The sequence below is a fragment of the Actinomycetospora sp. genome (assembly GCF_036497245.1).
Lineage (GTDB): Bacteria > Actinomycetota > Actinomycetes > Mycobacteriales > Pseudonocardiaceae > Actinomycetospora.
The window spans coordinates 14,279-34,961 of record NZ_DASXJS010000208.1; the positions used below are offsets into that span (position 1 = coordinate 14,279).

At 73.2% G+C, this 20,683-nt stretch carries 19 protein-coding genes; 13 read left to right on the top strand and 6 right to left on the bottom strand.

Going from position 1 to position 20,683, the window contains the following annotated elements:
* The 12 genes from VGI02_RS21695 to VGI02_RS21750 all read left to right on the top strand — a co-directional run bounded on the left by VGI02_RS21695 (position 1) and on the right by VGI02_RS21750 (position 12,620).
* Positions 1 to 726 carry a PIG-L deacetylase family protein gene (locus VGI02_RS21695; RefSeq protein WP_331630759.1) on the top strand — a complete coding sequence of 242 codons (726 nt, stop codon included), beginning with the start codon at positions 1 to 3 and terminating at the stop codon, positions 724 to 726.
* 686 nt (positions 727 to 1,412) lie between these two features.
* Positions 1,413 to 1,958, top strand: coding sequence for a MarR family winged helix-turn-helix transcriptional regulator (locus VGI02_RS21700; protein ID WP_331630761.1), 546 nt, complete (start codon positions 1,413 to 1,415; stop codon positions 1,956 to 1,958).
* A gap of 124 nt (positions 1,959 to 2,082) precedes the next feature.
* Positions 2,083 to 4,104, top strand: coding sequence for an excinuclease ABC subunit UvrC (gene uvrC / locus VGI02_RS21705; RefSeq protein ID WP_331630763.1), 2,022 nt, complete (start codon positions 2,083 to 2,085; stop codon positions 4,102 to 4,104).
* A 16-nt stretch (positions 4,105 to 4,120) separates the two neighbouring features.
* On the top strand, positions 4,121 to 5,011 hold the full coding sequence (gene rapZ / locus VGI02_RS21710) for an RNase adapter RapZ (RefSeq protein WP_331630765.1): 891 nt from the start codon (positions 4,121 to 4,123) through the stop codon (positions 5,009 to 5,011).
* On the top strand, positions 5,008 to 6,174 hold the full coding sequence (locus VGI02_RS21715; RefSeq protein ID WP_331630767.1) for a gluconeogenesis factor YvcK family protein: 1,167 nt from the start codon (positions 5,008 to 5,010) through the stop codon (positions 6,172 to 6,174). Before rapZ ends, VGI02_RS21715 begins: the two co-directional genes overlap by 4 nt.
* Positions 6,165 to 7,172: a DNA-binding protein WhiA gene (gene whiA / locus VGI02_RS21720; RefSeq protein ID WP_331630769.1), complete on the top strand. Its 1,008-nt coding sequence runs from the start codon at positions 6,165 to 6,167 to the stop codon at positions 7,170 to 7,172. Before VGI02_RS21715 ends, whiA begins: the two co-directional genes overlap by 10 nt.
* 177 nt (positions 7,173 to 7,349) lie before the next feature.
* Positions 7,350 to 8,366: a type I glyceraldehyde-3-phosphate dehydrogenase gene (gene gap / locus VGI02_RS21725; RefSeq protein ID WP_331630771.1), complete on the top strand. Its 1,017-nt coding sequence runs from the start codon at positions 7,350 to 7,352 to the stop codon at positions 8,364 to 8,366.
* A 37-nt stretch (positions 8,367 to 8,403) separates the two neighbouring features.
* Positions 8,404 to 9,609: a phosphoglycerate kinase gene (locus tag VGI02_RS21730; protein ID WP_331630773.1), complete on the top strand. Its 1,206-nt coding sequence runs from the start codon at positions 8,404 to 8,406 to the stop codon at positions 9,607 to 9,609.
* A complete protein-coding gene (tpiA, locus tag VGI02_RS21735; protein WP_331630775.1) occupies positions 9,609 to 10,391 on the top strand; it encodes a triose-phosphate isomerase in 783 nt (260 codons plus the stop codon). Before VGI02_RS21730 ends, tpiA begins: the two co-directional genes overlap by 1 nt.
* 270 nt (positions 10,392 to 10,661) lie before the next feature.
* The gene (gene secG, locus VGI02_RS21740) at positions 10,662 to 10,898 is read left to right on the top strand and encodes a preprotein translocase subunit SecG (protein ID WP_169183036.1); all 237 of its coding nucleotides are present in this window, start codon (positions 10,662 to 10,664) and stop codon (positions 10,896 to 10,898) included.
* 62 nt (positions 10,899 to 10,960) lie between these two features.
* Positions 10,961 to 11,305, top strand: coding sequence for an RNA polymerase-binding protein RbpA (locus VGI02_RS21745; protein ID WP_331630777.1), 345 nt, complete (start codon positions 10,961 to 10,963; stop codon positions 11,303 to 11,305).
* Between the two features lie 37 nt (positions 11,306 to 11,342).
* Positions 11,343 to 12,620 carry a TrpB-like pyridoxal phosphate-dependent enzyme gene (locus VGI02_RS21750; RefSeq protein ID WP_331630779.1) on the top strand — a complete coding sequence of 426 codons (1,278 nt, stop codon included), beginning with the start codon at positions 11,343 to 11,345 and terminating at the stop codon, positions 12,618 to 12,620.
* Between the two features lie 27 nt (positions 12,621 to 12,647).
* On the opposite strand, the gene yczR is transcribed toward VGI02_RS21750, so the two are convergent.
* On the bottom strand, positions 12,648 to 14,120 hold the full coding sequence (gene yczR, locus VGI02_RS21755) for a MocR-like transcription factor YczR (RefSeq protein ID WP_331630781.1): 1,473 nt from the start codon (positions 14,118 to 14,120) through the stop codon (positions 12,648 to 12,650).
* A 116-nt stretch (positions 14,121 to 14,236) separates the two neighbouring features.
* On the opposite strand from yczR, the gene VGI02_RS21760 reads away from it, so the two are divergent.
* Positions 14,237 to 14,488: a hypothetical protein gene (locus VGI02_RS21760; RefSeq protein ID WP_331630783.1), complete on the top strand. Its 252-nt coding sequence runs from the start codon at positions 14,237 to 14,239 to the stop codon at positions 14,486 to 14,488.
* Between the two features lie 62 nt (positions 14,489 to 14,550).
* Here VGI02_RS21760 and pgl read toward each other — a convergent pair whose 3' ends face one another.
* Genes pgl through tal form a run of 5 tightly spaced genes read right to left on the bottom strand, consistent with a single transcriptional unit; the run spans position 14,551 to position 20,675 of the window.
* Positions 14,551 to 15,372, bottom strand: coding sequence for a 6-phosphogluconolactonase (gene pgl, locus VGI02_RS21765; RefSeq protein ID WP_331630785.1), 822 nt, complete (start codon positions 15,370 to 15,372; stop codon positions 14,551 to 14,553).
* Positions 15,369 to 16,322 carry a glucose-6-phosphate dehydrogenase assembly protein OpcA gene (locus tag VGI02_RS21770; RefSeq protein ID WP_331630787.1) on the bottom strand — a complete coding sequence of 318 codons (954 nt, stop codon included), beginning with the start codon at positions 16,320 to 16,322 and terminating at the stop codon, positions 15,369 to 15,371. The genes pgl and VGI02_RS21770 overlap by 4 nt, the downstream gene beginning before the upstream one ends.
* On the bottom strand, positions 16,322 to 17,878 hold the full coding sequence (gene zwf / locus VGI02_RS21775; protein ID WP_331630789.1) for a glucose-6-phosphate dehydrogenase: 1,557 nt from the start codon (positions 17,876 to 17,878) through the stop codon (positions 16,322 to 16,324). The genes VGI02_RS21770 and zwf overlap by 1 nt, the downstream gene beginning before the upstream one ends.
* Complete coding sequence (locus VGI02_RS21780; protein ID WP_331630791.1) at positions 17,875 to 19,557, bottom strand: phosphoglucose isomerase-related protein; 1,683 nt, start codon at positions 19,555 to 19,557, stop codon at positions 17,875 to 17,877. Before VGI02_RS21780 ends, zwf begins: the two co-directional genes overlap by 4 nt.
* A complete protein-coding gene (tal, locus tag VGI02_RS21785; RefSeq protein ID WP_331630793.1) occupies positions 19,554 to 20,675 on the bottom strand; it encodes a transaldolase in 1,122 nt (373 codons plus the stop codon). The genes VGI02_RS21780 and tal overlap by 4 nt, the downstream gene beginning before the upstream one ends.
* Positions 20,676 to 20,683: the final 8 nt, after the last annotated feature.

The window sequence follows — 20,683 nt, forward strand, 5'->3', positions numbered from 1 at the left end:
GTGGCACGCATCCTCATGATCGTCGCGCACCCCGACGACATCGACTTCGGTAGCGGCGGCTCGGTGGCCCGGTGGGTGGCCGAGGGGAACACCGTCGATTACTGCATCTGTACCGACGGCGACGCCGGTGGATACGACGAGGCGGTCGGTCGGAGCGAGATGGCCGAGCTGCGGCGCAAGGAGCAGCGGGCCGCCGCCGACGTGTACGGGGTCGGCGAGATCGACTGGCTGGGACACCCCGACGGCCGGCTCTACGTCACCCACGAGCTGCGCCGCGACATCAGCCGCTCGATCCGGCGCCACCGCCCGGACCGGGTCGTCGTCCCCTCACCCACCCGCAACCTGCGCAGCACCTACGGCAGCCACCCCGACCACATCGCCGCGGGAGAGGCCGCGATGTGCGCGGTGTATCCCGACGCCCGCAATCCGTTCGCGCACCCGGAGCTCCTCGCCGAGGAGGGGCTCGAGGCGTGGTCGGTCGGTGAGACGTGGATCGCCAACCCCGGTGAGGGCGCGGACCTCTACATCGACATCACCGACCACATCGAGGCCAAGGTCGCGGCGCTGCGCGCCCACGAGAGCCAGACGGGCCACATGGAGGAACTCGGCGACCGGATGAAGATGTGGGGCTACGCGCAGGCGAAGGCAGCCGGATGGTGCGAGGAGGGGACGCCCGAGGACCAGCGCCGCTATGCGGAGGGCTTCCTCGTCCTCGACACGAAGTAGGGCTGCACCGCGATCGACGCGCCGCGCACAGACTCGGCCGGGAACCGCCGATGCTCCTGGGGAGATCGACGCGCCGCGCACACACACCGAGGCCCCGACCATCACCTCCGGCAAACCGACGCGCGCCGCACACAACCTCCGGCCCAGCGGACCACCCCCCAGCGACCGACGCGCGCCGCACACGTCGAGGCCGCGGCGGGCACCACGAGGCACGGCCCGAGTCCCACGGAGCCACTTCGCTGATCGTGTCTCGGGCGGCGGCATCCCTCAGCCCTGGATCGACGAGATCCACCGGCCGCGCGTGCTCGCGGGGACCGACGCGCCGCGCACACGCTTCGTCGGCCTCGAGCGAGGGCATGGAGCCGAGCCGCCAGGGCCGCCCGACCTACCGCCCACCGAGCGCGTCCGCGACCGTTCCCGGTGCCACGCCGTTACCCGGCGAAGTGTGTGCGCGGCGCGTCGGTCCCTCCAGGAGCATCGGCGGTCCCTGGCCGAGTGTGTGCGCGGCGCGTCGGTCTCCCCAAGAGCTCCGGCGGTCCCCGGCCGAGTGTGTGCGCCGCGCGTCGATCTGCCCGGAACTCGACCCCGTAGCGGCGGGGAGCCGGTGCGAGGACCGCGGCCGACCCTCGGTCCGGTTCCTCCGAATCGGACCCGGCGGACGTCCGCGCTCTCTACCGTCGGTCGGCGTGGGCGACATCGATTCCGACCCGCAGATCGCGACCGACGACGTGGAGAACGCGGAGTTCGCGGGCGGCGTGCTGGACCGGTTGGTGCCGGTGGTCGACGAGTTCCTGCGGGCGGACGCCGCGAAGCTCGGGCTGGACCACTCGATGCTCGCGGTGCTCGGGATCCTCGGTCTCGTCTCCCCGTTGTCGGTGGCCGCGCTCGCCGGGCGCTGCTCGCTGAGCCATGCGGCGACGGTCCGGGCGGTCGCGCGGCTCGTCGAGCGGGGATACGCCGAGCACGTCACCGACGAGGGGGACGGGCGCAGCGGCTGGTGGGTGGGCCGCACCGCGCTCGGCGACGAGGCCCTCGACGCCGACCGGGCCGGACTGCGCACCGACCTCGTGCATGTCGCGGCGCAGCTCCCGCCTCACGACCGGCTCGCGGTGCTGCGCGCCCTGCCGGCGATCATCGACGTCGTCGCCCGGCACGCGTACGTCCGGCGGGAGGCCCGGTGGCGGGAGACCCAGTTCCGACGGTGGCAGGAGCGGCAGCCCGAGCGGTTCTGACGTGTCGAGCCGACACGCCGTCGCGCAAGTGTCCCCGCACGAGACACGCCGACCGACACGCCGATTCCACCCGCATGGGTGTACGCCGACACGCTGAGCGGACACGCCTACGCTGGAACCCGCCATGGCCGATCCGAGCACCTACCGCCCCGCCCCGGGAACCATCCCGGAGGACCCGGGCGTCTACCGGTTCTCCGACGCGAGCGGGCGTGTCATCTACGTCGGCAAGGCCAAGAGCCTGCGCAGTCGGCTGAACTCCTACTTCGCCGACCTGGCGACCCTGCACCCGCGCACCCGCCGGATGGTGACCACCGCCGCGGCCGTGCAGTGGACCGTCGTTACTACCGAGGTCGAGGCTCTCCAGCTCGAGTACAATTGGATCAAGGAGTTCGACCCGCAGTTCAACGTCCGGTATCGCGACGACAAGACCTACCCAGTCCTCGCGGTGACGCTGAACGAGGAGTACCCGCAGCTCAAGATCTACCGTGGCCCCCGTCGCAAGGGCGTGCGCTACTTCGGGCCCTACGCCCACGCGTGGGCTATCCGCGAGACCCTCAAGCTCCTCACGCGGGTCTTCCCCGCGCGGGTCTGCTCGCCCGGGGTGTTCAAGCGCCACGGCCAGATCGGCCGACCGTGCATGCTCGGCTACATCGGCAAGTGCGCCGCCCCGTGCGTCGGCCGCGTGTCCGCCGAGGAGCACCGCGCGATCGTGAACGATTTCTGCGACTTCCTCGCGGGCCACACCGACCAGCTCATCGGCCGCATCGAAAAAGAGATGCAGGCCGCATCGGCCGAGATGGACTTCGAGCGGGCCGCTCGGCTGCGCGACGACGCGGGCGCGCTGAAGCGGATCGTCGAGAAGCAGGCGGTCGTGCTCGGCGACGGGACCGACGCCGACGTCGTCGCGTTCTCGCTCGATCCCCTGGAGGCCGCCGTCCAGGTGTTCCACGTGCGCGGCGGCCGGGTGCGGGGCCAGCGCGGATGGGTCGTCGAGCGCGGCGAGGAGGACGGGCTCGAGAGCCTCGTCGGGCAGTTCCTCGCGCAGTTCTACGGCGAGCAGGCCGCGCTGGCGGGCTCGGCCGACGATGCGGTGCAGCCGGTCCCGCGCGAGGTGCTGGTGCCGGCGATGCCCGAGGACCAGGCGGTGCTCACCGAATGGCTCTCCGGACTGCGGGGTTCCCGGGTGAGCCTGCGGGTGGCCCAGCGCGGTGACAAGCGGACCCTCGCCGAGACCGTCGAGCGGAACGCGGCCGAGGCGCTGAACCAGCACAAGCTCAAGCGCGCCGGGGACCTCACGGCCCGCAGCGCCGCGCTCGAGGAGATCCAGGAGTACCTGGAGCTGGACTCCGCCCCGCTGCGCATCGAGTGCACCGACGTGAGCCACGTCCAGGGCTCGGACGTCGTCGCGAGCCTCGTCGTGTTCGAGGACGGCCTGCCCAAGAAGTCCGACTACCGGCGGTTCTCCATCCGCGGCGGCGCGGAGGGCGGCGACGTCGCGGCGATCGCGGAGGTCGTCCGGAGGCGCTTCGCGCGCTACCTGCGCGAGACCGCCGAGGACGGGTCCGGCACCGACGACGCGCCCGAGTCCGGTGAGCTCGACCCGGCCCAGGTCGACGGCCCGCTCCCGGGTATCGACCCGACGACCGGCCGGCCGCGCAAGTTCGCCTACGCGCCGAACCTGCTGGTGGTCGACGGCGGCGCCCCGCAGGTCGCGGCGGCCCAGGAGGTGCTCTCCGAGCTGGGGATCACCGACGTCGCGGTGTGCGGGCTCGCGAAGCGGCTCGAGGAGGTGTGGCTGCCCGGTGAGGAGGCGCCCGCGATCCTCCCGCGCGCCTCGGAGGCGCTCTACCTGCTCCAGCGGGTGCGCGACGAGGCCCACCGGTTCGCCATCACCTACCACCGCCAGAAGCGGTCGACGCGGATGACGAGCTCGGCCCTCGACGGGGTCCCCGGGCTCGGCGAGACCCGTCGGACGGCGCTGCTGAAGCACTTCGGGTCGGTCCGGAAGCTGCGGGCCGCCTCCGTGGAGGCCATCACCGAGGTACCCGGGGTCGGCCGAAGGACCGCCGAGGCGGTACTGAACGCTCTCAACGGATCCGACGACGCGCAGCAGGGCGCGAGCATGAACCAGGGGGAGGCGTCGTGAGGCGAGGGGCCGACGGGTGAGCACGCCGGACACGCCCGACGGGGGCGTCGAGGTCGCGATCGTCACCGGGGTCTCGGGGGCGGGGCGCAGTACCGCCGCGAAGGTGCTCGAGGACCTGGGGTGGTTCGTCGTCGACAACCTCCCGCCCGAACTGCTCGAGACCGTCGTCGACCTGGGCGCCCGCTCGAAGGGGCAGGTCACGCGGATCGCGGTCGTCATGGACGTCCGCAGCCGCGCGTTCACCGCCGACCTGGGCTCGGCGCTCAAGGAACTGGACACCCGGGGCGCTCGCCCGCGGGTCGTCTTCCTCGACGCGGACGACGCCGTGCTGATCCGCCGGTTCGAGGCCAACCGCCGCTCGCACCCGCTGCAGGGCGACGGCAGGCTCGTCAACGGCATCGACGCCGAGCGGGAGTTGCTGGCGCCCCTGCGCGACCTCGCGGACCTCGTCGTCGACACCTCGCACCGCTCGGTCCACGAGCTGCGCAAGGCCGTCGAGGAGGCGTTCGCCCAGAGCGCCGCCGAGGTCGGGTCGAGCGTCACGGTGCTGTCCTTCGGCTACAAGCACGGCCTCCCGGGCGACGCGGACCTCGTCGTCGACGTGCGGTTCCTGCCCAACCCGCACTGGATCCCCGAGCTGCGCGAGCACGACGGCCGCGAGGCGGTGGTCAGTGACTACGTGCTCTCCCAGGAAGGCGCCGAGGAGTTCCTCGAGGCCTACCTCGCGCTGCTGCGCCTGGTCGGGGTGGGCTACCGCCGCGAGGGGAAGCGCTACCTCACCGTCGCCGTCGGATGCACGGGCGGCAGGCACCGCAGCGTCGCGATCGCCGAGGAGCTCGCCCGGCGGATGGCGGGCGAGGACGGGGTGCGGGTGACCGTCTCGCACCGGGACGTGGGGCGCGAATGACCCGACCCACCAACGGCCACGTCCCCGACGGGCCCGGCACGCCGTTCAAGGCGACCGCGCTCGGCGGCGGGCACGGCCTGCACGCGACGCTGCGGGCGCTGCGACGGCTGACGGACGACGTCACCGCGGTGGTGACCGTGGGCGACGACGGCGGGTCGTCGGGCCGCATCCGCCGCGAGCTGGACATCCTCCCGTGGGGCGACCTGCGGATGGCCCTCGACGCCCTCGCCGAGCGCGATCACACCGGTCCCACCGACACCGCGACGTGGCGGAGGGTCTTCGAGCACCGGCTCGGCGGGTCGGGCGCCCTCGCCGGGCACGCCGTCGGCAACCTCGTCCTCGCGGGCCTGCTCGACGTCCTCGGCGAGCCGGTCGCGGCCCTCGACGAGGCGTGCCGGCTGCTGGGGCTGCGGGGACGCGTGCTGCCGATGAGCCCGGTCCCGGTCGACATCGAGGCCGACGTCACCGGGCTCGGGCTCTCGGAGACGGCCGGGAGCGGCCAGGGCGCCGACGTGGCCCACCGCATCCGCGGCCAGGTCGCCGTCGCGACGACACCGGGCCAGGTCCGGCAGGTGCGGCTGGTGCCGCGCAGGCCCAAGGCGTGCGCCGAGGCGGTCGACGCGATCCGCACGGCGCAGATCGTCACGCTGGGGCCCGGGTCGTGGTTCACCAGCGTCATGCCGCACCTGCTCGTGCCGGAGATCTTCACGGCGCTCTGCGAGACCGAGGCCCGGCGGGTGCTGGTGCTCAACCTCGCCCCGCAGCCGGGCGAGACGGCCGGGTTCTCCCCGGAGCAGCACCTCGACGCCCTGGCCGAGCATGCGCCGCGGCTGCGTCTGGACGTCGTCGTCGCCGACCCGGAGGCCGTGCCGGAGCCCGACCGGCTGCGCCGGGGCGCCGAGGCGTTCGGCGCCGAGACCCTGTTCACCGCCGTCGGCGAGGCCGGCGGCGCCCCGTGCCACGATCCCGTGGCTCTGGCCGGGGCACTGCGCGAGGCGGCGGGCAGTGCCGCCTCGCCGGATCGCGTCCCACCCGACGAGTGGGACGCGCGTGTCGACACATGGGGGAGCGGAGCACGGCGCCGTCTCGGGGCCGCCGACGTGTTCTTCACCCCGACCGGCGACCCGCGCCGCTACGACGAGGAGGACCTCCGGTGGCCATGACCGCTGCGGTGAAGGACGAGCTGAGTCGGCTCTCCGTCACGAAGACCTGCTGCCGCCGTGCCGAGGTCTCGGCCCTGTTGCGCTTCGGGGGCGGGCTGCACATCGTCAACGGGAGGGTGGTCGTCGAGGCGGAGCTCGACACCGGCAACGCCGCGCGCCGCTTGCGTCGCGAGATCCACGACCTCTACGGGCACCAGCCCGAGGTCCACGTGCTCTCCCAGGGCAACCTGCGCAAGGGCACCCGGTACGTGGTGCGCGTGGCCGCCGACGGCGACTCGCTGGCCCGCCAGACCGGGCTGCTCGACCCGCGCGGCCGTCCGGTGCGCGGGCTGCCGCCGCAGGTCGTCTCGGGCGGGGTGTGCGACGCCGAGGCCGCCTGGCGGGGCGCGTTCCTGGCGCACGGCTCGCTCACCGAGCCGGGCCGCTCGTCGGCCCTGGAGATCACCTGCCCGGGTATGGAGGCCGCGATGGCGCTCGTCGGCGCGGCCCGGCGCCTCGGGGTGGCGGCGAAGGCGCGCGAGGTGCGTGGCGCCGACCGCGTGGTGGTGCGCGACGGTGACGCGATCGGGGCGCTGCTCACGCGGATCGGGGCGCACTCGTCGGTGCTGGCGTGGGAGGAGCGCCGGATGCGGCGCGAGGTCCGCGCGACGGCGAACCGTCTGGCGAACTTTGACGACGCCAACCTGCGCCGTTCCGTGAAGGCCGCGGTCACCGCCTCCGCCCGCGTCAACCGCGCGCTGGAACTGCTGGGCGACGAGGTGCCCGACCACCTGATCATGGCCGGACAGCTGCGCGTGCAGCACGAGCAGGCCTCGCTGGAGGAGCTGGGCCAGCTCGCCGAGCCGCCGATGACCAAGGACGCGGTCGCCGGGCGCATCCGGCGCCTGCTCGCGATGGCCGACAAGAAGGCCAAGGACATGCGGGTCCCGGACACCTCCGCCTCGGTGTCCGACGACATGGACGAGCTGGTCGAGGTCCCCGCCGGGCACGAGCGGTGAGGCGCGGTCCGGATCACTGACACGGTCCGGACCCGGGAGCGGTTGCGCACACCGCGGGGTCGTCGGGTCGGCGTGAGGCGTCCGCTTCGTTAGGGTCGCGCTGCCAGCGGTAACGCCGCCCGGGAGCCACGAGCGCCGCGGCGGCGCGGGAGACCACGAGAGACAGGACAACGCCCTGTGACGATCAAGATCGGCATCAACGGCTTCGGACGGATCGGCCGGAACGTGTTCCGGGCGCTCGAGGTCCAGCGTGCCGCCGGCACCGCCGACATCGAGGTGCTCGCGGTCAACGACATCACCGACAACGCGACCCTCGCGCACCTGTTGAAGTACGACTCGGTGCTCGGCCGCTTCGACGGCACCGTCGAGTTCGACGACAGCTCGCTCACCGTGAACGGCCACACGGTGAAGACGTTCGCCGAGAAGGACCCCACCAACCTCCCGTGGGGCGACCTGGGCGCGGACATCGTCATCGAGTCGACCGGGATCTTCACCGACGCCGAGGGCGCCGGGAAGCACCTCAAGGCGGGCGCCAAGAAGGTCGTCATCTCGGCTCCGGCCAAGGGCGAGGACCTCACGGTCGTCATGGGCATCAACGACTCGTCCTACGACGGCACCCAGAACATCCTGTCCAACGCCTCGTGCACGACCAACTGCGTCGCCCCGATGGCGAAGGTGCTGCACGACGCGTTCGGCCTGCAGACCGGGTTCATGACCACGGTGCACGCCTACACCGGCGACCAGCGCGTCCACGACGCCCCGCACAAGGACCTGCGCCGCGCCCGCGCCGCCGCGGTCAACATCATCCCGACGACGACGGGTGCCGCCCAGGCCACCGCCCTGGCGCTGCCCGCGCTGGAGGGCAAGCTCAACGGCGTCGCGATGCGCGTGCCGGTGCCGGACGGCTCGGTCACCGACCTGACCGCGACGCTGGACCGCGAGGTCACCGCCGACGAGGTCAACGCGGCCTTCAAGAAGGCCGCCGAGGGCGAGCTCAAAGGTGTGCTGGTCTACACCGAGGACCCGATCGTGTCCTCGGACATCGTCGGCGAGCCCGCGTCGTGCACCTTCGACTCGGGGATGACGAAGGTCCTCAACGGCAACACCGTGAAGATCATCGGCTGGTACGACAACGAGTGGGGCTACTCCAACCGCGTCGTCGACCTCACGACGCTGGTGGGTTCCAAGCTCTGATGCGAGGACACGAAGCGAAGCGGAGCTGGACCATTCGATGAAGACCCTCGACGACCTCATCAGTGACGGCGTCCAGGGCCGGTTCGTCCTGCTCCGGGTGGACTTCAACGTCCCGCTGGACGGTTATCAGATCACCGACGACGGCCGCATCCGCGCCGCGCTGCCGACGATCACCAAGCTCGTCGGCGCGGGCGCGAAGGTGCTGCTCATGGCGCACCTGGGCCGCCCGAAGGACGGCGAGCCGCAGGGGCGCGACCCCAGATCGACCCTGTCGCCGGTCGCCGGGCGGCTGGGTCAGCTCCTCGACGACCGGGTCTCGTTGGCCCAGGACGTCGTCGGGGAGTCGGCGCACGACGTCGCGGAGAGCCTTGCGGTGGGCGGGGTCGGCCTGCTGGCCAACGTGCGGTGCGACCCGCGCGAGACCGGCACCCCGGCCGAGCGGGAGGCGCTGGCGACCGAGCTCGCCGAGCTCGTTCCCGGCGGGGCGTTCGTCTCCGACGGCTTCGGGGTGGTGCACCGCGAGCAGGCGTCGGTCTACGAGATCGCGCGCAAGCTCCCGGCCTACGGCGGCGACCTGGTCGCGCGGGAGACCGAGGTGCTGCGCCGCCTCACCGGCGACCCGGCCCGGCCGTACGTGGTGATCCTGGGCGGGTCGAAGGTCTCCGACAAGCTCGCGGTGCTGACCAACCTGCTCCCGAAGGTGGACACGCTGCTGGTCGGGGGGGCGATGTGCTTCACGTTCCTCGCCGCGCAGGGCCACGACGTGGGCGGCTCCAAGCTGGAGTCCGACCAGATCGACACCTGCAGGGACCTCCTGAGCCGCTACGCCGACACCCTGGTGCTGCCGACCGACGTGGTGGCGGCGAGCGAGTTCTCCGCCGACGCGGACACCCGCACGGTGCCCGCGGGCGGGATCCCGGCCGGCTGGTTGGGCCTCGACGTCGGGCCGGAGACGGTCGCGGCGTTCGGGTCGCACCTCGCCGATGCCGCCACGGTGTTCTGGAACGGCCCGATGGGCGTGTTCGAGATGGCGCCGTTCGCGGCGGGCACCACCGGGGTCGCCGAGGCGGTCGCGGCCAGTGGCGCGTTCAGCGTCATCGGCGGCGGCGACTCGGCGTCGGCGATCCGGGCGGCCGGACTCGCCGAAGATCGGTTCGGGCACATCTCCACCGGGGGCGGAGCGTCGTTGGAGTTCCTGGAGGGCAAGGAGCTCCCCGGTATCGCTGTTCTGGAGGAGGCCTAGTGGCGCGGAAGCCGCTCATCGCCGGCAACTGGAAGATGAACCTGAACCACCTCGAGGCCATCGGGGTCGTCCAGAAGCTCTACTTCGCGCTGCCGAGCAAGTACTACGACCACGTGGACGTCGCGGTCTGTCCGCCGTTCACCGACCTGCGCAGCGTGCAGACGGTCACGGACGCCGACTCGATGCCGATCAGCTACGGCGGCCAGGACCTCTCGCCCGAGCAGTCGGGCGCGTTCACCGGGGACGTCTCCGGGGCGATGCTCGCCAAGCTCGGCTGCACCTGGGTCATCGTGGGGCACTCGGAGCGCCGCACGATCCACGGCGAGGACGACGCCCTGGTCAACCGCAAGGTCGGCGCGGCGCTCGAGAACCGGCTCACGCCCATCCTCTGCCTCGGTGAGGGGGAGGAGGTCCGCGACGCGGGTGGGCACGTCGGGCACTGCACCGCGCAGCTGGACGGCGCGCTGGCCGGCCTGTCGGGTGACGACGTCGCGAGGATCGTGATCGCCTACGAGCCCGTCTGGGCCATCGGGACGGGGAAGACCGCGACCACCGAGGACGCCCAGGAGGTCTGCCACGCCCTGCGTGAGCGGCTGCGGGAGACCCACGGGGACGCGGTGGCCGACACCGTCCGCATCCTCTACGGCGGCTCGGTGAAGTCGAACAACGCCAAGGAGCTCGTCGGTCAGCCCGACGTCGACGGGGCGCTGGTGGGTGGGGCGTCGCTGGACCCGGAAGGGTTCGCGGAACTCTGCGCGCTCGCCGCGGGCGGCCCGCTGTAGGCCGTTCCCGGCGCTGACCGAAGGGCCCCGTCGCTCGATCCGTTCGAGCGGAGGGGCCCTTCGCTCGTTCCGGGCGCGGCGCGACGGACCGGATTCCGGGGCGGCCGTGACCTGCGACGCAGATGATCGTTGAGCCCCACGAGGTCCGCGCCGGAAGGGGTGTGACCCGAGGCTCTCCTCCGGGAGGGGCCGGGTAGTGTGACCGATGGACGTACGCCCCGCAGGCCGAGACCGCGGGGCACCGGATAGACGGAGGTCACGGAGCCCGAGATGCGACTGTTCCTCGACATCCTGCTCATCGTCTCCAGCGTGCTGCTGGTGCTGCTGGTGCTGCTGCACCGCGGTCGGGGCGGTGGTCTCTCGTCGCTGTTCGGCGGTGGGGTGCAGTCGAGCCTCGCGGGCTCCAGCGTGGTCGAGAAGAACCTCGACCGCCTCACCCTGTTCGTCGGCGCGATCTGGTTGATCGCGATCGTCGGCACGGGCCTGCTGATCAAGATCGAGGGTTGACGGCCGGCCCCGCACGGACGCCGGGGCCTCGCTGGTGTTGACGATGCGGAGGTAGCGCCGACATGGCCACTGGCAATGCGATCCGGGGAACCCGGGTCGGGTCCGGTCCGACGGGGGAGTCCGAGCGCGGTGAGAGCGCCCAACGGATCATCGTGTCGTTCTGGTGCTCGAACGGCCACCACACGCAGCCGTCGTTCGCCCACGACGCCGAGCTGCCCAGCACCTGGGACTGCCCGCGCTGCGGGCTGCCGGCCAACACCGACGAGAAGAACCCGCCGCCCGCGCGGCGCACCGAGCCGTACAAGACGCACCTCGCGTACGTGAAGGAGCGGCGCTCGGACGCCGACGGCGAGGCGCTGCTCGAGGAGGCCCTCGCCAAACTGCGCGCGCGGCGCGGCGAGAACTGAGGCCCCGTCGCGGCGGGAGAGCTGGGACAGTGGCCGAGTGGCCGCTCCTGAGATCTCCGACACCCGCTTCACCCTGAGCCAGGCCGACATCCCGTCGGCGTGGTTCAACGTCGCCCCGCACCTCTCGAGTCCGCTGGACCCGCCGCTGCACCCGGTCACCCGGGAGCCGGTGGGCCCGGACGACCTCGCGCCGCTGTTCGCCGCCGAGCTCATCGGCCAGGAGATGTCGGCGGACCCGTGGATCGACATCCCGGGTGAGGTGCTCGACGTGCTGCGGCTGTGGCGGCCCACGCCCCTGATCCGGGCCCGCAGGCTCGAGGCCGCGCTCGGCACCACCGCGCGGATCTACTTCAAGGACGAGTCGGTCTCGCCCGCCGGGTCGCACAAGCCCAATTCGGCGGTCCCGCAGGCCTACTACAACGCCCGCGAGGGGATCGCCCGCCTGAGCACCGAGACCGGTGCCGGGCAGTGGGGCACGGCGCTCGCCTTCGCCTGCGCGCAGTACGACCTCGAGTGCGCGGTCTACATGGTCCGCAAGAGCTTCGAACAGAAGCCCTACCGCAAAGTGATCATGGAGACCTGGGGCGGCAGCGTCGTGCCGTCCCCGATCGACGACCCGGACAACGCCGGGTCCCTCGGCTCGGCCATCTCGGACGCCGTCCGCGACGCCGTGGGCCGCGAGGACACCCACTACGCGCTCGGCTCGGTGCTCAACCACGTGCTGCTGCACCAGACGGTGATCGGCCTGGAGGCCCAGCAGCAGCTGGCGCTCGCGGGGGAGACCCGGCCCGACGTCGTGATCGCGCCCTGCGGCGGCGGGTCGAACCTCGGCGGGATCGCGCTGCCGTTCCTCCCGGACCGGGCGGTGCGCCTCCTCGCGGCCGAGCCCGCGTCGTGCCCGACCCTGACGCAGGGGAGCTACGAGTACGACTTCGGCGACACCGCGGGCCTCACGCCGATGATGAACATGTACACGCTGGGCCACGACTTCATGCCGCCCGGCATCCACGCGGGTGGGCTGCGCTACCACGGCGACTCGCCGATCATCTCCAAGCTGGTCCACGAGGGCCGGATGGAGGCGGTGGCGCACCGGCAGCGGGCGGTGTTCGAGGCGAACGTGCTGTTCGCCCGCGTGGAGGGCAAGCTCCCCGCGCCCGAGGCGGGGCACGGGATCGCGTCGGCCATCGCCGAGGCCCACGACGCTACCGCCAAGGGCGAGGAGCGGGTCATCCTCGTCAACTACTGCGGGCACGGCCTGCTCGACCTCGCGGCGTACTCCGACCACCTCGCGGGGACGATGCCCGACGAGCCGTGATCGGTCACAGCGGCCGGGGCGACCAGGTCAGACGACGGGCGACAGCATCGCCGGCGTGCCGGCGTCGAGCGTCTCCCACGCGGTCGCGAGCCGCGCGACGGCGTCGTCGATGACGTCGACCGGGTGCGTGTAGGGCACCCGGACGAAGCCTTCGAAGGCCCCGCCGGTGCCGAAGCGGGGCCCCGCCGCCAGGTGCACACCGTGACGGGCCGCGGCCTCGACGAGCGCGCTCGACCGGGGCGCGCCGAGGTCGACCCAGAGGCTCAGCCCACCCGTGGGCCGCGGCGCGGACCAGTCCGGCAGCGCCCGCCCCAGGGCGCCCAGCAGGTGGTCGCGGCGTTCGCGCATGGTCGTGCGCCGCGCGGGCAGCAGGTCGTCGATGCCACGCAGCAGGGCGGCGGCCACCAGTTGCTCGAGCACCGGCGAGGCGATGTCGTCGGAGGCCCGGCTGGTGGCGACGCGGCGCAGTACCGCCCGCGGCCCCCGCAGCCAGCCGATCCGCACGCCGCCCCAGACCGTCTTCGACAGCGACCCGAGCGTCAGCACCGGCGCCTCGCCGGGGACGGTCGCCCACGCCCCGACCGGGGGCGGGACCGGGTCGTCGAGCCACAGGTCGCGCAGGCAGTCGTCGACCACGAGGGGGACGCCGTGACGGCGGGCGGCCGCGACGACGGCGCCGCGGGTCTCGGCGTCCATGACCCCGCCCGTGGGGTTGTGGTGGTCGGGCACCAGGTAGGCGAGCGCGGGCGCGGACTCCCGCAGGATGGCCGCGAACGCGGCGACGTCCCAGCGGGGCCGTCCGCGCCCGTCACGGTCGAGCGCCATCGGGACCGGGCGCGCGGAGGCGTGGCGGACCAGGTCGATCGCGTTCGGGTAGGTCGGCTGCTCGAGCAGCATCCGGTCGCCGGGCCGGACGAGAGCGCGCACGACGAGCGCGTGGGCGTGCTGGGAGCCTGCGGTCACCATCACCTCGTCGGGCGCCGTCGGCAGACCCTGGCCGCTCAGCCGGTCCGCGATCGCCGCGCGCAGCACCGGCAAGCCGAGCAGGTCGTAGCCGGGTCCGACGAGGTGGGCGGGCAGCGCCGCGAGCGCCTCCTGACCGGCGGCCGCCATGGCGTCGGGCGGGGCCGCGGGCGCGGCGTGCGCGAGGTCGATGACGCCGGGCGTGATCTCCGAGGGGCCCGCCCCGCTCGTCGGCGCGAACGGCACGACGGCGGCGGACGGGCCGGTGGGCAGGGCCGTCCAGGTCCCGGACCCGCGGCGACGTGCCAGGTGGCCGGTCTCGCGCAGCTGCTCGTACGCGGCAGCCACCGTGCCCCGCCCGATGCCGAGGGCCGCCGCCAGTTCCCGCTCGCTCGGGACCCGCGTGCCGACCGCGAGCCTGCCGTCGGAGAGCAGCGTCCGGACCCGGTCGGCGAGCGCCACGTACCCGGCCCGCCCGTCCCCGGACACCGTCCCGAGGTGGCGGACGAACGCCGAACCGTTCAGCTGCGTGTCCACGGACCACCTGCCACTCCTGCCAATGCAGGTGCCACTCGGCCCTCATTGGCTCTCGCATCGACTGCCACTAGCGAGCCACTCTAGACCTCGAACCTGCCACATCGAAGGAGACCGCCATGATCACCGTCATCGGAGCCCTCGTCGTCGTCGCCGTCCTGGCGGTCGCCCGCTACGGGGCCGACACCCGCTTCGACTCCGGGCCCGACCCGCGGGATCCCGCCCGGCCGCGAGGCCCGCAGTACGCGCACACCCCGGCGGCCGACCTCGCGCTGCTGGCGGCGTTCGGGCGCCGCGTCGCCGCGCACGGTCGCGCGTGGGAGGCCTACGACCGGGCCCTGCGGCCGTGGGAGCAGGAGAAGGTGCGCTGACGCGCTCGTGAGCACTTTCTGGGGTCATAGCACCCGAAAGTGCTCACGAGGCCGGAGGCCACCTACAGCTCGGAAGCGGCCCCGCCGTCGAGCAACCAGAGCGTGCGCTCGGTGCCGGCGAGCCCCGCGAGCGGGATCTCGACCTCGCTCGCCCCCCGGGCCGCGCGACCCAGGGCCTCCGCCTTGCCCGACCCGGTCGCCGCCAGCCAGACCTCGCGGGCGGCCCGGGACGCGGCGAGGGTGAGCGAGATGCGCGTCGGCGGCGGCTTGGGGCAGTCCCGGACCGCGACGACCCCGGGCGCCGTGGCGTGCACGGCGGGGGAGTCGGGGAAGACCGAGAGCGTGTGACCCTCCGGACCGCAGCCGGCGAGCAGCACGTCGAACGCCGGGACGCCGGGCACCTCCGCCGCCTCACCGAGCCGTGCCGCGGCCGCGGTGAGGACCTGTGCGTAGGCCCCGGCCCCCTGGTCGGGGTCCGCGGAGCCCACCAGCTCGACGTCGCCCGCCTCGAGCGCGGCGTGGCCCGGGGTCGACGACGCCATCGGGTGCACCCGGGCCTGGTCCACCGGGAGCGCGTCGAGCAGGGCCTCCCGGGCCTGGGTGTCGTTGCGGTCCGCGTCGCCCGCGGGCACGAAGCGCTCGTCGCCCCAGAAGACCTCGACCCTCGACCAGTCCACGGTGTCCCGGTCGGGCGAGGCCGCGACGGCGCGCAGCATCGCGATGCCGACGCCCCCGCCGGTGAGCACCACCGAGGCGTGGCCCCGCGCGGACTGTGCCGCGGCCAGCGTCGTGAGCAGGCGGGCGGCGCCGTCGGCCGCGACCGCCTCGTCGTCGTCGTGCACGACCACCTCGCGGCCCGCGACCATGCGGGCGCCGGCGCTCATGCCTTGGCCTTCGCGCGCGAGGACGAGCGGCGGTTCCCGGACCGGGGGACCGCGTCGAGGGCCTCCTGGAAGATCTCGTCCGGGTCGAGGCGGCGCAGCTCCTCGGCCAGGCACTCGCGCACGGTGCGCCGGGGAAGGGCCACGCGACGGATCGGCTGACCGGGCTGCGAGAGGCGGGCGGTCTTGCTGTCGACGCGGCGGAGCTCCACCGGCCCGGAGGGACGCTCGAGACGCACCGAGCCGATGCCACCACCCGGCACCTCGGAGACCGTGGTCTCCACGGGCGCCCCGAGGCGGGACGAGAGCCATCCGGCCAGCAGGTCCGCGGAGGCGGAGTTCGCCTCACCCGACACCTCGATGCGGGTGACGTCGTCGTGCGGCGGCTCGTCGAGCGCCGCGGCGAGCAGGCCCCGCCACGAGGTGATGCGGGTCCAGGCGAGGTCGGTGTCGCCCGGGTGGTAGCGCCCCGCCAGACGGGCGAGCGTCTTCGACGGCGACCGCGTCGTGGCGACGTCGGTGATCCGGCGGCCCGCGACCGAGCCGACCGGATCCTCCGCGGGCGAGGCCGGGGGCTCGCTCGGCCACCACGCGACGATCGGGGCGTCGGGGAGCAGCAGCGGCACGATGATGCTGCCGCCCTGCTCGGACAGGGGCCCGTACATCCGCAGGACGATGACCTCGCTCGCGCCGGCGTCGCCGCCGATCCGGATCTGGGCGTCGAGGCGGGACGCGGCACGCCGCGCCCCCCGGGCCAGCACCAGCACCCGGCACGGGTGCTCGCGCGAGGCGTCGTTCGCCGCCTGGATGGCGCTCTCGGCGCCCGGCCCGTCCTCGGTGGAGATCACGAGGGTGAGCACCCGACCCAGGGCCACGGCACCCGCGCTCTCGCGCAGCTCCACCATCTTGCGGTTGACCGCCGAGGTGTCGGTCGACGGCAGGTCGACGATCATTAGGGCCTCCTCCACACGCGTCCGGTGCGCGACAGCAGCTCGTCGGCCGATTTCGGCCCCCACGTGCCCGCGGCGTACGCGTCGGGGGTTCCCTCGCGGTGCCACTTCTCGATCACCGGGTCGAGGATCCGCCACGAGAGCTCGACCTCGGTGTTGGTGGGGAACAGCGACGGCTCACCGAGCAGGACGTCGAGCAGCAGGCGCTCGTAGGCCTCGGGGGAGGCCTCGGTGAAGGCGGTGCCGTACCCGAAGTCCATCGTGACGTCCCGGACCTCCATGCCCGACCCGGGCACCTTGGAGCCGAACCGCAGCGTCACGCCCTCGTCGGGCTGGACCCGGACGACCAGCGCGTTCTGCCCGAGCTCCTCGGTCATCGTCTGGTCGAACGGCAGGTGCGGCGCCCGCTTGAACACCACGGCGATCTCGGTGACCCGCCGGCCGAGCCGCTTGCCGGTGCGCAGGTAGAACGGCACCCCCGCCCACCGGCGGGTGCTCACCTCGCACGTGATCGCGGCGTAGGTCTCGGTGACCGAGTCGGGTGGGAACCCGTCCTCCTGCTGGAGGCCCTTGACCTCGGAGGAGCCCTGCCACCCGGCGGCGTACTGCCCGCGGGCGGTGGTCTCGTCCATCGGCTCGGCGAGCGTCGTCGCCGACAGGACCTTGATCTTCTCCTCGCGCAGGTCGTCCGGAGAGAAGGAGAGCGGCTCCTCCATCGCCGTGAGCGCGAGCAGCTGCAGCAGGTGGTTCTGGATGACGTCGCGGGCGGCGCCGATGCCGTCGTAGTAACCGGCGCGGCCGCCCACCCCGATGTCCTCGGCCATCGTGATCTGCACGTGGTCGACGTGGTGGGCGTTCCAGATCGGCTCGAAGAGCTCGTTGGCGAAGCGCAGCGCCAGCAGGTTCTGCACCGTCTCCTTGCCGAGGTAGTGGTCGATGCGGAACACCGACTCCTCGGGGAAGACGTCGTTGACGATGGCGTTGAGCTCCTTGGCCGAGCGCAGGTCGTGGCCGAAGGGCTTCTCGATGACGACGCGGCGCCAGGCGTCCTCGGTGGACTCCGCCAGCCCCGACCGGGAGAGCTGCTTGCACACGGTCGGGAACGCGTCCGGCGGGATCGACAGGTAGAACGCGTGGTTGCCGTTCGTGCCCCGCTCGGTGTCCAGCTCGGCGACGGTCGCCGCGAGCCGGTCGAACGCGTCGTCGTCGTCGAACGTGCCCTGCACGAAGCGCAGGCCCTCGCGGAGCCGGTCCCACACCTCGGCCCGGAACGGCGTGCGGGCGTGCTCACGCACCGCGTCGTGCACGACCTCGGCGAAGTCCTCGTGCGTCCAGTCCCGGCGCGCGAACCCGACGAGCGCGAAACCGGGCGGCAGCAGCCCCCGGTTCGCGAGGTCATAGATCGCGGGCATGAGCTTCTTGCGCGCGAGATCGCCGGTCACGCCGAACAGCACGAGCCCACTCGGGCCCGCGATCCGCGGCAACCGCTTGTCCCGCGCGTCGCGCAGGGGATTGCTCCAGTCCGTACGGGCGGAGTCGGGGGAACCGACACGCCTCACCGCGTCACCTCCGTGCTTCCTCTCCCCGTCGCCCCGGCGACCGCGTTCGCGAGAGCCACCAACCCGGCCGCCCGGTCGGCGAGGTGCACGCGGAGCACGGGGCGCCCGTGGTCGGAGAGGACCTTGGCGTCGCCCGCGGCCTGCGCGTGCTGGAGCTGACCGAACGTGAAGGGCTGGTCGGGGATGGCCAGGTCGTCGGCCACCGAGCCCGTGATCTGTAGGAACACGCCGTTCTGGTGTCCGCCCTTGTGGTACTGCCCGGTGGAGTGCAGGAACCGGGGGCCCCAGCCGAAGGTCGTCTGCAGGCCGGTGCGGGCCGCGAACTCGGCGCGCAGCACGGCGGCCGAGGCGTCGTCGAGCCGGTCGAGATAGGCCTGCACGGCGATGTAGCCGTGGTCCGGGGCGGCGCTCACCAGCGTCCGGATCGCCTCGCCGAGCGTGCTCGGCGATCCGAGCCACGGTCCGCCCCGCACCTCGACGGACCCGTCGACGAGCACGGGCGCCTCGTCCTTGGTCTGGCTCGCTCCGGAGCCTGCCTCGTCGAGCAGGTCGCGGGTGGCCTGCTTCGCGGACTCGACGTCGGGCTGGTCGAACGGGTCGATCCCGATCAGCCGTCCGGCGAGCGCGACCGCGGTCTCCCAGAGCAGGAACTGGCCTCCGAGGGTGCCCTCGGCCGCGATCTGCGCGTTCCCGGCGGCGGGCCCGATGGTCACCACGGTGGCGTCGTTGCCGTGGTCGGCGAATCCGGGCGCGTCGGTGGACTCGACGACGACCGGCAGCAGGCCGAGGCCCTGCTTGCCCGTGGACTCGGCGATGAGCTGCTCGGCCCAGTCACCGAAGCCGATCAGCCCGGAGCCCGAGTCGGCGAGGACGACCTTCTCCGCGCCGGCGTTGTGGGCGGCGGCGAGCGCCGCGCCCAGCAGGATCGCGGGGTTGTCGGCGCTGTCGGCCCGCAGGGCCGGGGCGGCCGCGGCGGCTTCGTCGAGCAGTGCCCCGACGTCGACTCCCGCGAGCGCCGAGGGGACCAGGCCGAACGCGGTGAGCGCCGAGTAGCGCCCGCCCACGGCCGGGTCCGCCTCGACGATGGCGCGGTAGCCCGCGCGGGCGGCGAGGTCGGCGAGCTTCGTGCCCGGGTCGGTCACCACGACCATCCGACCGGCGGCGTCGATGCCGTTCGCGGCGAACACCTCACTGAAGGTGCGGCGCTGGCTGTCGGTCTCGACGGTGCCGCCGGACTTCGAGCTCACCACCAGGACGGTGCGCGAGAGGTCACCGGCGAGCGCGTCGGAGACCTGACCGGGATCGGTCGTGTCGAGCACCGTGATCGGGTGCCGCCCGCCGACCGCCGAGCCGGAGCGGGTGTGGCAGATGACCTCGGGGGCCAGGGACGAGCCGCCCATGCCCGCCAGGACGACGCGGTCGACGCCCTCGGCGTGCAGGTCACCGCGCAGGGCGGTGAGGCGGTCGACCAGCGGGCGCGAGGACTCGTGCAGCGTCACCCAGCTCAGGCGCTTGGACGCCTCGCTCTGCGCGTCCGGGCCCCACAGCGTGGGGTCCTGACGGGCCAGGGCGGAGGCGACGCCGTCGCCCACCAGCTTCTCGACGAGGGCGGCAGCGGCGTCGGCCAGCTGCGGGTCGACCAGCGAGACGGAGACGCCCGGGTCTCCCGCGGCGCTCACGCCTGCTCCGGGCTGCGGCGCGTCAGCTGCTCGGAGATCGTGTCGAGCAGCTCCTTCCAGGACCCGTCGAACTTGTCCACGCCCTCGTTCTCGAGGACGTGGTAGACGTCGTCGACGTCGATGCCGACCTCGGCGAGGGCGGCGAAGACCTCGGCGGCGGCGTCGGCCGTGCCGGAGACCGCGTCACCGTGGAGCTCGCCATGGTCGGCGAACGCGTCGAGGGTGGCCTCGGGCATCGTGTTGACCGTGTTCGGGGCGGATAGCTCGGTCACGTACATCGTGTCCGGGTAGGCCTTGTTCTTCACGCCGGTCGACGCCCACAGCGGCCGCTGGGCCTTGGCGCCCGCGCCTTGCAGGGTCGCCCAGCGCTCGGTGCCGAAGACGTCGAGGTAGGCCTGGTAGGCCAGCCGGGCGTTGGCGACCGCGGCCGTCCCGCGCAGCGCGAGCGCCGCGTCGGTGCCGATCTTGTCGAGCCGCTTGTCGACCTCGGAGTCCACGCGCGAGACGAAGAAGGAGGCGACCGAGGCCATCGTCGAGAGGTCGTGGCCGTTGGCCCGCGCCTGCTCCATGCCCGCGAGGAACGCGTCCATCACGGCGCGGTAGCGGTCGACCGAGAAGATCAGCGTGACGTTGACGCTGATGCCCTCCGCGAGGGTGCGGGTGATCGCCGGGAGGCCCTCCGGGGTCGCCGGGATCTTGATCATCAGGTTGGGCCGGTCGACCGTCTTCCACAGGTCGACGGCCTCGCTGACGGTGGCGTCCGTCTGGTGGGCCTTGCGGGGGTCGACCTCGAGGGAGACGCGGCCGTCGGCGGCGTCCGTCTCGGTCCACACGCCGCGGAACACGTCGCAGGCGCGGCGGACGTCGTCGGTGGTGATCTCGCGGACCGCGTCGTCGACCGAGGCGCCGCGGCGGGCGAGGTCGTCGAGCTGCTCGGTGTAGTAGTCGGCGTCGGCGAGGGCACTCGCGAAGATCGTCGGGTTCGACGTGACGCCGACGACGTGCTTCTCGGAGATCAGCGACGCGAGGTTGCCGCTCTCGATGCGCTGGCGGGAGAGGTCGTCGAGCCAGATGGAGACGCCGGCCGCCGACAGGTCGGCCAGGGGAGTGGAGCTCATGGTGTCCT